General features: G+C 71.5%; 9 protein-coding genes and 1 pseudogene. 5 read left to right on the forward strand and 5 right to left on the reverse strand.

Annotation, left to right across the window (positions count from 1 at the left end):
• Both HV826_RS26575 and HV826_RS26580 read left to right on the forward strand, forming a co-directional pair.
• Nucleotides 1–442 (forward strand): annotated as a pseudogene (locus HV826_RS26575) (hypothetical protein); the annotation flags it as partial.
• Between the two features lie 3 nt (nucleotides 443–445).
• Nucleotides 446–979 (forward strand): hypothetical protein, encoded by a 534-nt coding sequence (locus HV826_RS26580; protein ID WP_176419776.1) that lies wholly within the window; start codon nucleotides 446–448, stop codon nucleotides 977–979.
• A gap of 14 nt (nucleotides 980–993) precedes the next feature.
• On the opposite strand, the gene HV826_RS26585 is transcribed toward HV826_RS26580, so the two are convergent.
• The 5 genes from HV826_RS26585 to HV826_RS26605 form a co-directional block, all read right to left on the reverse strand.
• Nucleotides 994–1,761 (reverse strand): hypothetical protein, encoded by a 768-nt coding sequence (locus HV826_RS26585; protein WP_176419777.1) that lies wholly within the window; start codon nucleotides 1,759–1,761, stop codon nucleotides 994–996.
• Nucleotides 1,758–2,708 carry a hypothetical protein gene (locus HV826_RS26590; RefSeq protein WP_176419778.1) on the reverse strand — a complete coding sequence of 317 codons (951 nt, stop codon included), beginning with the start codon at nucleotides 2,706–2,708 and terminating at the stop codon, nucleotides 1,758–1,760. Before HV826_RS26590 ends, HV826_RS26585 begins: the two co-directional genes overlap by 4 nt.
• A gap of 1 nt (nucleotide 2,709) precedes the next feature.
• On the reverse strand, nucleotides 2,710–4,242 hold the full coding sequence (locus HV826_RS26595) for a pilus assembly protein (protein WP_176419779.1): 1,533 nt from the start codon (nucleotides 4,240–4,242) through the stop codon (nucleotides 2,710–2,712).
• On the reverse strand, nucleotides 4,221–5,030 hold the full coding sequence (locus tag HV826_RS26600; RefSeq protein WP_176419780.1) for a TadE family protein: 810 nt from the start codon (nucleotides 5,028–5,030) through the stop codon (nucleotides 4,221–4,223). The genes HV826_RS26595 and HV826_RS26600 overlap by 22 nt, the downstream gene beginning before the upstream one ends.
• Nucleotides 5,031–5,113: 83 nt before the next feature.
• A complete protein-coding gene (locus HV826_RS26605; protein ID WP_176419781.1) occupies nucleotides 5,114–8,158 on the reverse strand; it encodes a helicase-related protein in 3,045 nt (1,014 codons plus the stop codon).
• 164 nt (nucleotides 8,159–8,322) lie between these two features.
• Between HV826_RS26605 and HV826_RS26610 the strand changes: the two genes are divergently transcribed.
• From HV826_RS26610 to HV826_RS26620, 3 genes are all read left to right on the forward strand, one after another.
• Nucleotides 8,323–10,167 (forward strand): ATP-binding protein, encoded by a 1,845-nt coding sequence (locus HV826_RS26610; RefSeq protein WP_176419782.1) that lies wholly within the window; start codon nucleotides 8,323–8,325, stop codon nucleotides 10,165–10,167.
• A 225-nt stretch (nucleotides 10,168–10,392) separates the two neighbouring features.
• On the forward strand, nucleotides 10,393–12,285 hold the full coding sequence (locus HV826_RS26615; protein WP_176419783.1) for a cytochrome C: 1,893 nt from the start codon (nucleotides 10,393–10,395) through the stop codon (nucleotides 12,283–12,285).
• A gap of 29 nt (nucleotides 12,286–12,314) precedes the next feature.
• Nucleotides 12,315–13,475: an FIST signal transduction protein gene (locus HV826_RS26620; RefSeq protein WP_176419784.1), complete on the forward strand. Its 1,161-nt coding sequence runs from the start codon at nucleotides 12,315–12,317 to the stop codon at nucleotides 13,473–13,475.
• Nucleotides 13,476–13,477 lie beyond the last annotated feature (2 nt).

Consider the following 13,477-nt stretch of genomic DNA (forward strand, 5'->3'; position numbering starts at 1 on the left):
CGCCCCGCCCGCGCCCTTCCACCCGGGGACGCCGTCTGGCGAATTCGTGGAGGCCGCCTGGCGTTACCTGGAGGACGACGAGAAGACGCGCACGCGCTTCACCCACGCCTTCGAAAACCGGCAGGACGTGCTGCTGGGCGCGCTTGACGCGGCGGCGCTCACGGACGAAGGATATGGCGTCGCCCGCCACCTGCTCCTCGAGCTGTACGCCATGCTGGAGCTGGGCTGGCCGCCGGGACTCACGTCCATCAATCCGGCGGTGCTGGAGGCGGACACGGATGCCCCGCCAGTGCCTCAGCCGCTGAAGGACTACGCGGACGAGGTGCTCTTCGAGGCGGAGCAGGACGAGGAGCAGCCCCTGTCCTCCCAGGAACTGGAGGTGGTGCGGCGCCTCGTCCATCGCGGACTGGCGGCGCTGTGGGGCGCTCGCAAGGAGAGATGAAGGATGGCCGACGAAAAAAAGCGCTCCAAGAGCTGGCGCGAAATCGACGCGGGGCGGGGCAAGGGCAGCAAGTACACCTCCCGCCAGGACGACCCCGCGCAGCAGAAGCTGGAGCGCAGCGCGAGCTACCAGAAGTACAAGGCCGCCGCGGACGCGCTCTTCACCGGCGGCGAGCTGCCGGAGGGGCTGGCGAAGACGTTCGACCCCGAAGGCAAGCGCAAGGCCCAGAAGCAGGCCATGCAGAAAGTCACGGAGTCCGACACGCGCGCCGACTGGGTGAAGGCCGTGGTGGACTACCTGGAGAAGTACCCGGAGCTGCCCGAGGACGCGTACTTCCTCGACAGCCTGCTGGACCACCCGCGCGAGCGCATCGTCGACAAGGCGCTGGCGAAGCTGGAGCTGCTCGGGGAGGAAGGCAAGCTGAAGGCCAAGGTGCCGCAGAGCCTGGACCAGCGCCTGAAGTCCGTCGAGCTGACGAGCATGGACCCGGACATGCAGGGCCGCGCCAAGGCGCTGCGCGACAAGCTGCGCGCCTGAGCGGCGTGGGGCTTTCAGCGAACGGCGGCGGGCCCGGGCGGCGGCGGTGGCGCGCTCCGTCCGCCGCGGTACACCAGCACCACGGCCCGCTGGTGGGCCTCGCCCGGCTCGTGGACCACGCGCAGCTCTTCGCCCGTGCGCACGTAGAAGGACGTCTCCCCCTCCTCCAGCCGCCAGCCCGCGCGCGTGAGCGCCTGGGCGTAGAAGGCGTCCACGGCCTCGCCGGACATGGGGACGTGGAAGGCGAGCGTCCGTGTGCTCTCGCTGTTGACGCGCAGCACCTGGCTGGCCTGGGGCGGCATGGGCGCGAAGTCCCCCGCCGCCGCCGGGTCCCTGCGCAGGGCGTGGTTGGCCTCACCGAGGTACATCATCGTGGTGCGGTCCGGCCGCGGCTGGAAGATGACGGTGTAGGTGATGCCCCGGTGCCCGTCGATGGCGGTGAGCATCACCGCGCCGCTGGCGAGCTGCGGCTGCTCATGCCCCGGCGGCACGTGCAGGCCCGCCTGGATGAAGGCGTCCGCGAAGCGCTGCACCAGGTCATCCATCCGCTCCTTCGCGTGCACGGCGCGCAGGGCGACGGGGATGCCCCCGGCCTCGACGAGTTCATTCGCCTGGACGGTGTCGATGACCTGCACGCGGGGCCAGGCGAAGCGGGGCCGCGAGGAAGCCTCGGACCGCGCCGGAGCCGTGGCGGGCGCCTTGCTCGCCGCCGTTCCCTGGGCCGCCACGGGCGCCGCGCCGAGCAGCCATGCCGTGACGAGCAGCCCCCGGCGCCACGTCACCGCGGCACCCCGAGCCAGTGGTTCGCCCGGCCCACGTTGTGTGAGCGGATGTTGGGCGCGTCGAAGGGCGTCACCTCCCAGCGCGTCTGGCCGCCAGCGTGCGTGGCGCCGAGGTTCTCCTCGTAGTTGGCCTCCGCGCCGCGGAAGCTCATGAAGAACTGGTCCTCGTTGACGCCGTCCGCGCCGGTGAGCGCCGCCAGCGCGGAGCCGGCGTTGCCACCCGCGCCGTTGGCCCGGTACACGCGCTGCGTCCACTCGTAGTAGTCCGGGTTGGCGCACCGGCTCGCGCCATCGGTGTTGAGCGCGCAGGACCGGCCCTCCGCCGCGGTGCCCAGGCCCCAGTCATCCAGCAGCATGCCGAAGCGCGCCGTGCAGCGGCCACCCGAGGCCCGCCCGGCGGCGCACACCGTGAAGGCATTCGCGGCCCGGCGATGGGCCACCTGGAAGAACCCCTCCCGGCCATCCTCCAGGTAGCGGCCAATCCGGACGCCGCGAATGCTCGAGGACGCGGTGCACCCCATGCCCTGCGTCCCCATGGCGATGGTGCCGGCCAGGGCCGGGTCCGCGTCCGCCATGGAGAGGCCGCGCACGGTGCCCGGCAGCTCCGGGCGGCAATCCACCTGGATGGGCTGCGCGCGGGCAATGGCCTGCTGGACGGCCACGCCCGTGCCACCCATGCGCCGACGTCCGTCGAAGTCCACGTAGCGGCCGTTGGCCTCCGCCTCGGCGGCGAGCACCGTGCCCCGCCGGCCCCATTCGTTGTCCCGCGGGTCGTGCATCACGCGGCCGGTGGCGTTCCACAGCGCGAAGTTGGCGGCCTCCTGCACCTTGAGCGTCAGCGCGCCCACCTCGGCGAAGTAGATGCCGAAGAGCAGGATGGTGACGAACACCATCGTCCCCAGCGCCGTCTCCACCAACGACTGGCCTCGTGCGTGGCGAGCCCTCATGTCAGTAGCTCCTGTCGCTGGGACCACCGCCCCGGTAGCCCACGGAGTGCAGCTCGCGCAGCGCCCGCGCGTGCCCGGAGAAGCCCGCGGCGGACAAGCTGTCCGCGGGCCGGTCATCCCGGGCGCCCTCCGCGCTCACCAGCGTGGCGCGCCAGAAGGGGTTGAGGAAGTTGGGGGGCTCGCGCCACCCGCCCCCCTGCCCCGCGGGCCGGTGGTAGTAGACCTGCCCCGCGGAGAGGGCCACCTGGTTGCGGTGCACGTCCTCGCGGCCCGTGGGGCGGATGCGGCCCAGCGGGCTGCTGTTGTCGAACTCTGTCTCAGTCCCCGCGAAGCGGAAGCGGAAGAAGAGGTTCCACGGGTCCGGGCGGGCCCGGCGCGCTGGGCTCGCGTAGTCCCGGTACAGCAGGCTGTACAGCTTGGGCTGGCCGTAGTGGTTGGACGCGCCCGCCTGCAGCTCGTCCACGTTGTAGCCAATGGAGTAGGGCCAGATGCCGGGGCACACGACGCAGGCGCCCAGCGTGTGCGTCTCATAGGTTGGCTTTCCGTCCTCCGGCGCCTGGCCCGGAGGCAGGCGCGCGCCGTAGACGTGCTGGTCCTCGTGCGTCTGCTCCTCGTCGGACATCACCCACGCGTCCGTCGCGATGGGCGGCGCCGAGGGCGGGGTGGGGCAGCGCGTGGGGATGACGACGCGCCCGTGGTCATGCGCCGTCGAGTTGCGGCCCGACACGGTGTGGTACGACGAGGGGTCCATCTGCGCCACCGAGCCGTAGCGGCGGAACGCGGTGGAGACGGCGGCGCCGCCGGTGCCGAAGCTGGCGGTGCCTCCTGGCCGGTTGTGGACCCACGTCCACCCCATGCTCCCCATGGTGGCGTTGAGCGCGGGGCTGCCGCCGCCCGAAGGGCACAGCGTCCCGTCCCCCACGCCGCAGCTGTAGGTCCCCGCCTTGATGGACGCGATGACCGCGTCGCGCTCGGGGACGTCGTTGCCCCCGTTGAGCTCGGAGAAGCTCTTGGCCGCGCCCGCGGCGGGCGCCTGGAGCTCCGGGTTGACCGCCTGCGCGACGCGCCGGGTGAGCTCCTGCCCCGCGATGTGCTCGCTGAGCAGCTTGCCGTAGATGTTGAGCCCACCCCGGAACATGTTGCCGGCCCGCCCCTGGAGCTGCTGCACCTGAGTGGCGGCGGCCGCGTCCGCGGCGAACCACACCGGCGGTGGAATGGCGCCGGGGCAGGCCACGTCGTGCGCCGCGTAGGCCTGGCTGCTGTGGCTGATGAGCGACTGGGTGCCGGCCATGGCCACCATGTGCGCCACCTGGGCGCGGTTCATCACCGCGATGGCGTTGAAGGCGCGCGCGGTGGCCACCGCCTGGCTGTAGGCGGCCGCGTCCGCGGCCATCTGGATTTCGACGCGCTCCTTGGCGCGCATGCCGAAGCCCAGCGTCATCAGCACCATCAACGTCAGCAGCAGCAGCGTCAGCGCGAACAGCACCAGCGCCTGACCTCGCCGCGAGCGCCTCACGAGCCGTGGAGATTGCACGCGGGACCTCCCATGAAGTGCTCGGCCATGACGGGCGTCATCATCCGCATGGCCGCGTTGACCTGGATGGGGAACACGAAGTGCCCCTCGTCGCTCCAGCGCACCATGCGGGTGCCCAGGTCGCCGCCGGGCCAGCCGTCGCGTCCCAGCGTGGCGCTCGTCTCACCCCACCACGCGGAGCGGCGCTGCACCGGCATCAGCGGGTTGGCCGCCGTGTAGCGCCGGAGCCGGAAGTGGGCCAGCAGCATGCGGCTCATCACCCAGTTCGCGAAGGGGATGCGCATGTAGTACCAGGCCACCATGCGTATCTCCAACGTGCGGGCCCGCAGCGCCCCCGCGTTGTCCGTGGGCTGGTCGAAGAGCAGGTCCTCGCCCCCCGTCAGCGACTGCGCCCAGCCGGCATCCGGCGACTCCCGGACGATTTCAATCAACGGCTCGTTGAAGTCGCGCCCGTAGGAGCTGCGCACCCGGTAGTGGTTGTGACGCCGGGGCGAAAACGCCGCCGCCAGGGTCTCCGCGCTGTCCGTGCGCGCCACCGTGGGCAGCATCGTCACCAGCGCCGCGTGCATCATCGGCAGGCAGCTGCCGTGATTGATGCTGCCCGCGCGCACCGCCCGGTACGCCGCCACCTGCGCCAGGATGCGGGCCTGGAGCATCATGAAGAGCTGCAGCGTCCCCAGGACAAGGAACACCACCAGGGGAAGGGTCAGCGCCGCTTCCACCGCGGCCTGTCCCGACTGACGTCGTGTACGTGGGGTGCCTCGGTGGATCATACGAGCCTCCACCATCCTATTTCTCGTTGATTGAGGAATCGGTCAAATGGCCCGCCAGGCTGAAGACGCGCGATTTCACTCAGAGAACAAAGGCCGCATCAGCGGTTGAGGACGAAGCCGCAGGCCGAGTCGAGCACCACCTTGGCGCCGGCCAGCGCGTCCAAAAGCCGGGCGTAGTGGGTACGCTCCGCGTCCAGCTGCGCCTCCACGGCCTCGGGGGAGAGGCCCTGGTGCCCCAGGGACAGGCGCAGGCGGGCCACGGCGGCGTCGCGCTCGGCTTCAATGGCCTTGCGCGCCCGGGTGGCCAGCTTCGCCAGCTCCGCCTCGGCGGCCTTCTGGCCCACGGGCACCGCCGCGTCCACGAAGTCCGCGAAGCCCGGGAAGGCGCGCGCCACCTCGTCCCCCTTGAGCGAGCGCCCCTCCGTCTCCAGCGCGGGCAGCAGCGCGGTGTCGGCCTTGGGGCCCCCGGCGCCGTCCACCACGGCCACGTGCAGCAGCGTGCGCTCCAGGAAGCGCGCCAGCTGGCGGCTGGGCACCCGGGCGCCCGGGGACGTGTCCTCCGGCTCCGGCAGCTGGGCGTGGAAGAGCAGCTCCACGCCGCGCCCCTTCTGGGGTCCGCGCCGCTCGATGAAGCGGAAGGCGCTGCGCCCGTAGGGGCCGTCACGCAGGAAGCCGAAGAGCGCCTCCACCAGCGGGTGGCCGGTGGCGAAGTACTCCAGCTCCTCCGCCTCCACCGCGGTGTCGCGCCAGAAGGTGCCCAGCTGCGTGCGGTCCTCCATCACGTCGATGCCCGGCAGCCCGTCCACCTTCAGCGCGTGGCCGAACTGGAAGGCCACCTGGAAGGCCTCCACCTGCTCGTCGGTGTCCACGCCGATGCCCACCCGACGCGCCAGCTCCGCCACCGTCTCCTCCAGCCGCTCGTCCAGGTCGCGCGCGATGCCCCACAGGCCATCCTCCACGCCGGGCGCCTCCGCCTCACCGTCCTCGTCGGCCTCGATGCCCATGCGCTCCTGGGCGCGCTTCACCAGGCGCTCCACCGCGGGCCGGTCGAAGCTGCGCACGTCCAGGAGCGGGTCATAGGCGCGCTTCACCTGCGCGCGCGCCGCCTCCACGCGGGCCTTCAGCTCCTGCGCGTAGGCCATGCGGGCCTCGCGCGGCAGCAGCGCCAGCTCGGCCAGCCGCGCCTCCACCTCTTCCAGCACCGCGTCCAGGCCGCCCACCGTCTCGCCGAAGACGCCCACCGCGTCCGCCAGCAGCATCAGCACGTCGGAGGCCAGCGTGCCCGCCGGGTCGAAGACGTGAATCTCCACCGGGTGCGTCTGGCCAATGCGGTCCAGGCGGCCAATGCGCTGCTCCACCGTGGCCGGGCTCCAGGGCAAGTCGTAGTGCACCAGGTGGTGCGCGAACTGGAAGTTGCGGCCCTCGCCGCCGACCTCGGTGCACAGCAGCACCCTGGGCCCCTCCGGGTCGCGGAAGCGCGCCACCTGCCGGTCGCGCTCCACCAGGGGCAAATCCCCGTGGTAGCCCAGCGCCTCCACGCCCTCGCGGCCCAGCTCGGACTGGAGCGCGTCCAGTGTGTCGCGGCTCTCCGTGAAGACGAGCACCTTCGCCCCAGGCTCCGACGCCCAGACGCCGCGCAGCACGCCCAGGAAGGCGCCGAACTTCGCGTCGCGCGACGGCAGCCGCAGCGCCTCCGTGTGGCCCTTGAACACGGGGTTGGCGCGCACCGCGCCCGCGAAGGCGGCGGGGCTGGACTCCAGCCGGCGCAGCACGTTGCCCAGCGGCGCGCCGCGCAGGCTGGCCCCGGCGAGCACCGCCAGCGCGGCGTCGCGGACCTTCAGCTCCTCGGCGGGCAGCGTCACCGGGTGGCGGTGCAGCCGGCGCGTGGAGAAGCCGCCCACCACCGCGCGGCGGTTGCGCACCAGCCTGTCGCTCAGGCTGTACGTCTCCGACAGGTGTTGCAGCAGCGCGTCCCGGTCCTTCAGCGAGGACAGCTTCGCGTCCTCGGGGAAGCGCCTGGCCAGCGCCTGCACCGCCGCGGACGGCTTGCCCCCCTCCATCAGCGCGCGCACCGCGGCGGACAGCTCCTCCTGGCGCTTGAGGCGCTCCTCGAAGCCCGCGACGGTGGGCGCCGTGGCCGCGTCGATGAGGGTGAGCAGGCCGTGGTACTCCGCCGGATCCAACTGCATGGGCGTGGCGGTGAGCAGCAAGAGGCCCCACGTATTCCTGGCCAGCACCTGCGCGGCCTCGAAGGCGCGCTCGCCCTTGAGGTGGTGCGCCTCGTCGATGATGACCAGGTCCCAGAAGGCGTCCTCGCCCGCCAGCGCGCGGCGGTGCTCCTCGCTGCGCTGGAGCAGCTCCAGGCTCGTCACGACCAGTGGGAAGCGCGCCCAGGGAGACACCTCTGGCGCTTCCTTCAGGGACTGCGCGTAGCGGTCCGAATCCATCAGCGTGAAGAGCTGGTTGAACTTGTGGAACAGCTCCACCAGCCACTGCACGGTGAGGTGGCTGGGCGCCACCACCAGGCAGCGGCGCGCCAGTCCGGACAGGCGCAGCGCGCTGAACACCATGCCCGCCTCAATCGTCTTGCCCAGGCCCACCTCGTCCGCCAGCACGAAGCGCGGACGGCTGGCGGACAACACGCGCTGCACCACGCCCACCTGGTGCGGCTTCACCATGATGCGGCTGGCCAGCAGCGCGCCCAGCGCGTCACAGCGGCGCTCGTCGTCCAGCACCAGCGCCTGCTTGCGCAGCGTGAAGGCCCGCGCCTCGCCCACGCGGCCCTCGCGCAGGGTGGACAGCAGGTCGGAGCGGGGCGGCAGCGCGCGCAGCGAGGACTCGGGGAGCTCGTCCTCCTCGTCGGTTTCCACGTAGCGCAGCACGTAGCGGCGCAGGCCGCGCGCCCCCGGCTCCTCGCGCACCACCAGCGCCAGGCGGCCCTTGTAGGTGATGACCGGCTCGCCTGGAGGCAGCGGGTACTGCACCAGGGCGCCCCCCTTGGTGGACACCAGCACCGGGGCGTCTTCCCGTGCGGGGAAGGCGACGAGCGCCTTGGCGCCCTCCTCCTGCAGCGACAACAGATGCCCCACACCCCATTCGGGCTGCGGGAGGTAGCGGACCTTCGAACCTTCGACGAGAGACATGGAACGTCCGCTCATAACCCCCTGTCTGGACGAAGGCCATTCCATGACGCCCCTGGGGTGGACCCACCCCGCCCACCAGGACGATGTCTTCCAGCGTGCAGTCTGGGTGATGCTTTCCTCACCGACGGCACGCCCGACCGGGTGCCTTGGGGGGGAGTCACCACATGATGCGCCGTTGGACGTTCGCTCAGCGAGTGAGTGCGGGCCTGTCCGCCTGCCTGTTCGCCGGGTTGCTGCTGCTCGCGACGCTGCTGTCGGCCGTCTCCGCGCAAGCCAGCATGCCCCTGGGCCACGGCGCCCTGCCCCAGGCCGTGCTGGCGGGGCTGCTGGGGCTGGCCTGCGTGGCGGCGCTGGGCTTCGTGCTCCACCGCGCGCTGGCGCCGCTGCACGCGCGCCACCAGTCCAGCGAGCAGCACCTGCAGCTCCTCATGGACGGGGTGACGGACTACGCGCTGTGCTTCCTGGATTGGCACGGCCAGGTGACGGCGTGGAACGCGGGCGCCGAGCGCCTCACGGGCTGGTCCGAGGTGGAGCTCGCCGGACGCGACACGGACCGCATCTACCCGGTGGACCAGGTGGCCGCTGGCGTGCCCCGCGCGCACCGTGAGAGGGCCGCGCGCGAGGGGCGCCTGCTGGCGGAGGGCTGGCGGGTGCGCCGCGATGGCAGCCGCTTCTGGGCGGAGACGCTGCTCACCGCGCTGTACGACGCGCACGGGCGGCTGCGCGGCTTCGTGATGGTGACCCGCGACATCACCGAGCGCCGCCGGATGGAGCGGGCCCAGGCGCTCTTCGCGGAGGCCGGCCGCGTGCTCCAGCCGCTGTCAGGCGCGCGCGAAGTCGGCGAGGCCCTCACCCGGCTGTGTGTGCCCGAGGTGGCGGACGCCTGCATCCTCTTCCTCCCCTCCGAGGACGGCACGGTGCGTCCGCACGCGGTGGCCTGCGAGGACCTCGCCGCCACCCACCACATGTGGGAGCCGCTGCTGCGGTGTCCGGAGGATGGCGAGGTGGGCCCCTCCCGCGTGGTGCGCACGGGCCGCAGCGAGCTGTTGCCGGAGCTGGACGGCGCCCGTCTCCCGCCAGCGCTGGAAGGCAGCGCGCATGGCGAGCTGCTGGGCGCGCTGGGGGTGACGTCCTCCCTCACGGTGCCGCTGGCGGTGGGCTCCCGCGTGCTGGGCGCGCTGTGCCTGCTGTCCACCGGCACGCACCGCCGCTTCGGTGAGGTGGACCGGGCCTTCATGGAGGAGCTGGCGGCGCGCGCCGCGCTCGCGCTCGACAACGCCCGGCTGCTGGCGCAGGCGCAGGACGCGCTGGAGCTCATCGGCGTCGCCGCGCACGACCTGGGCAACCCGCTCAGCTCGCTCCAGCTGCGGCTGCGGCGCCTGTCCATGCAGAGCGCCGGCGGCTCCGACGCGCGGCTTCGCGAGGGCCTGGCCGGCGCCGAGGGCGAGACGCGGCGCCTGGGCCGGCTGGTGCACAACCTCCTGGACCTGTCCCGCCTGTCGGCGGGCCGCATGGTGCTGGACACGGAGCCGCTGGACCTGGCGCACCTGGTGCGCGAGGTGGCGGAGCGCCACGGCGACCAGGCCAGCGCCGCGGGCTGCGCCCTCAGCGTCCGCGTGGAGGAAGGCGCCACCGGCCAGTGGGACCGGCAGCGCCTGGACCGCGTCATCACCAACCTGGTGAGCAACGCCCTCAAGTTCGGCCGCGGCCACCCCGTGGAGCTGCGCGTCCAGGCGGACGCCCACTGCGTCCGCTTCGCCGTCCGGGACGGCGGCATCGGCATTGGCGTGGAAGCACAGCAGCGCCTGTTCCACCGCTTCCAGCGCGTCCATGCCGGCGGCCAGCACCCCGGCACCGGCCTGGGGCTCTACATCGTCCGCCAGCTCGTCGAGGCCCACGGAGGCACCATCCACGTCCAGAGTCGCACCGGGGAAGGCTCGGAATTCACGATTGAGCTTCCCCGCAGGGCAAACAAGGAATCCTGCTCAGTGAATGAAGTGCAGGTATGACCTTGTGGGTGAGGCCACCCTGCGGGGCAGTCCTTCATCTCCTTGAAAACACAGCAGGTTCGACCCCAGGCGGATTGTTTTCCTAAAAGTTGAACAAATCTGCTGGTTGCAGATAATCTTCGTACGGCTAAAAAGGCTCGAACCGGGGAAACCCGGAAACGGGAGAGGCCCGGCCCACACCGCCCCACAGGCGACGGGTTACACGGCCCACTGGCCCCAGGCGCCATGGCGGCGTCGGCTTTCACACGTACGAGGAGTTGCACCATGGGTGGACTTGGAGCCCCCCGGGCCCTGCTCGCGTCACTCGCGGGGCTGATGCTCGCTTGCGGCGGACAGGATACCCTGGACGCAGCCCCGCTGGACGCGCAGGCGCCGGACCTGACCTCGCTGGAGACGACTTCACCGAAGCCGGCCTCGCCGGACACACATCTCATGGACAAGGCGCTCCTGGATGTGGGCGCCCCGTCGCTGTTCGGCGGTTGGCCGTGGCCTGACAAGACGCCCGCGGTGGGGCTGGCGCTCGAGGTGAAGAACGGCGTGGGCAAGCCGCTGCGCGTGCGGCAGGGCGCCACCTTCTTCATCAACCAGATTGATATCCGCGCCTTCGTCAACTCCACCCGGGACGAAGGGCTGCGCAACCTCATCGCGCAGAGTGACTTCGGCGGCCTGGGCTGGTGGGGCGTGCGCCAGGTGGACCAGGAGTCCGTGGGCGCCCCGGGGCCCTACACCCGCCGCCGCTACTACCGGGGCGCGGCGTGGATGGACCTGCCCAGCCACTTCATCGTGGAGCCGGTGGACTCGCGCGGCCGGCTCACCGGCGTCCCCATCCTGCTCAACGCGGGCACCGAGCATCAGCGCCGCGCGGGCCTGGATGACTTCTTCATCCGCCGCTTCCGCGGCATCCAGACGGCCAACGGCTGCGCCACACCCGACGACTGCTCGGCCTCCACGTCCTTCGAAGAGGAGGCCATCCTGGAGCTGCGCAACGCGTACGAGCACGCCCAGCGCCAGACGCTCACGCTGCGCTCCGACACGCGCACGCTGCGCCTGCGCTGGAGCCTGCGCCCGGCGGCCCCCTACGAAATCCCGGTGGAGCAGGTGGTGGACGGCCGCTACACCTACGGCTTCCGCATCGGCGTGGAGGCCCTCACCCCGCCGCGCCCGGACGGCACCTACGCCCCCGGCACGGAAATCTCCTTCCAGCTCACCCTGCGGGACGGCGCGGGCAACCGGCTCCACGACAAGGGCTACCTGCCGCCCTACAACGAAGTGGCCCCCGACGGCACCGACTCCGGGCTGCAGTACTACCGGGCCTTCTTCGACGCGACGGCCACCTACTACCGGCGCAAGCACCGCGAGCGCATGCTGATGACGCAAATCATCGGGCCGGCGCAGCACATCCAGCCCATCCGCTCCATCGTCGCGCTGGAGGCCTTCCTGGACCCCGAGGTGGACGAGCAGGTGGTGGCCACGCCCGAGCGTGACGGCGTCTTCTCCCAGTTCGCCACCCTGCCCTTCGCCAACGTCCTCTTCGGCGGCGCCTTCATCGACCCGAACCTCTGGAACCAGCCCAACACGGACACCTGGCAGTTCAAGCTGCCGGCCAACGCGGCCCCCGGCACCTACCTGGTGACGGTGAAGGGCCGCCGCGCGTACCTGGGCGAGGACCTCCCCGCGACGACGACCATCGAACTCCAGGTGGGGACGAAGCAGCGCACCCAGCCCAAGCTGACCACGGGCCCCTGCACCTCCTGCCACAGCAAGGGCGGCGAGCTGGGCGTGGTGCTCCATGCCAACGACAACCGCGCCGCCTGCGCCGGGTGCCACGCCCCGCTCGCCTTCGAGCTGGAGGGCCCCATCTTCGTGCGCACCCACTTCATCCACTCGCGGTCCAACCGCTTTGACGCACCGCTCCAGCAGTGCTCGTCCTGTCACCAGACGAAGGAGAGCATCCAGCGCACCAGCAAGGCCGCCTGCCTGTCCTGTCACAAGCGCTACCCGGACAGCCATGTGGCGCAATTCGGACCCATCGAGAGCATGTACGTGGGGGGCGGCGCGGAGTCTTTCCAGCAGTGCACCGGCGCCTGTCATACTCGGCACCCCGGCAGCGGCCTCTAACCCCCGCTCGCGCAACCCGGAGTACCTCCATGGCTCAGGTCAAGATGCAGACGGCTCGCACCACGTTGAAGGAGCCGGATGCCGCCGCGGAGGACCTCCTGAGTCAGCTGGGCAGCGACACACCCCGCCTGGTGACGATGTTCGCCTCGCGGGAGCGTGACCAGCAGGCGCTCAACCGCGCCGTGCGTCAGCGGCTGCCGGCGGGCACGCGCCTGATTGGCGCCACCACCGCGGGCGAGCTGGACAACACCGGCATCCACGAGGGCAGCGTGGTGATGAGCGCCCTCTTCGGTGACTTCGAGGTGGGCCTGGGCCTGGGCACCGGCCTGTCCGTGGACGCCATCAGCGCGGGCGCCACCTCCATCAAGCGCGCGTGCGAGGACCTGGGCGTGCGGCAGCAGGACCTGGACCCGCGCCGGTTCGTCGGCCTCGTGATTGACGACGGCTTCCGCTACAAGAAGGAAGAGCTGCTGCTCGGCATCCTGGAGAAGTGCCAGACGCTGGTGCTGGTGGGCGGCGGCGCCAGCGACACCAACCGGGACCCGGCCAAGCAGTCCGCCATGGTCCACGTGGATGGCGAGGTCGCCACCGACGCGGTGCTCGTGGCCCTCTTCAAGACGAGCGCGCCCTGGGCCGCGCTCCGCTCCCACTGGTACGTGCCCACCGGCGAGAAGCTCACCATCACCAAGGTGGACGAAAGCCACACCCGCGCGCTCGAAATCGACGGGCGCCCGGCGGCGAAGCGCTACGCGGAAATCCTGGGCGTGGGCGTGGACGAGCTGGAGTTCGGCACGCCCCGGGGCTTCGCCGTGCGCCCCACCGCCCTGCGCGTGGGCCGGGAGTACTTCATCCGCGCCGCCTGGAGCCCGCAGGAGGATGGCTCCATCCTCTTCGCCAACCTGCTGGAGGAAGGCACCGAGCTGGAGCTGATGAAGCTGGGCGACATGGCCGGCATGACGCGCAGCTTCTTCACCGACGAGGTCCCCCGCAGGGTCCAGAAGCCCCAGGCCGCCCTGCTTTTCCATTGCGGTGGACGCATGTGGTACGCCAGCGCCACCAACACCGTGCAGCAATTGGCGGAAACGCTGAAGGCCGCACCCACCGCCGCTGGTATGAACGTGCACTTCGAAATCTATTCGGGGTTCCACATCAACACCACGCTGACCGCGCTGGTCTTCGGGGCGAACTGAGC

The organism is Myxococcus sp. AM010 (assembly GCF_013372585.1).
GTDB lineage: Bacteria > Myxococcota > Myxococcia > Myxococcales > Myxococcaceae > Myxococcus > Myxococcus vastator.

What these genes read in the sequence shown, in the direction of transcription:
- HV826_RS26580 (WP_176419776.1), top strand. Translation starts at nt 446, where the DNA reads ATGGCCGACGAAAAAAAGCGCTCCAAGAGCTGGCGCGAAATCGACGCG.
- HV826_RS26615 (WP_176419783.1), top strand. Translation starts at nt 10,393, where the DNA reads ATGGCGGCGTCGGCTTTCACACGTACGAGGAGTTGCACCATGGGTGGA.
- HV826_RS26605 (WP_176419781.1), bottom strand. Translation starts at nt 8,158, where the DNA reads ATGTCTCTCGTCGAAGGTTCGAAGGTCCGCTACCTCCCGCAGCCCGAA.
- HV826_RS26600 (WP_176419780.1), bottom strand. Translation starts at nt 5,030, where the DNA reads ATGGTGGAGGCTCGTATGATCCACCGAGGCACCCCACGTACACGACGT.
- HV826_RS26610 (WP_176419782.1), top strand. Translation starts at nt 8,323, where the DNA reads ATGATGCGCCGTTGGACGTTCGCTCAGCGAGTGAGTGCGGGCCTGTCC.
- HV826_RS26620 (WP_176419784.1), top strand. Translation starts at nt 12,315, where the DNA reads ATGGCTCAGGTCAAGATGCAGACGGCTCGCACCACGTTGAAGGAGCCG.
- HV826_RS26590 (WP_176419778.1), bottom strand. Translation starts at nt 2,708, where the DNA reads ATGAGGGCTCGCCACGCACGAGGCCAGTCGTTGGTGGAGACGGCGCTG.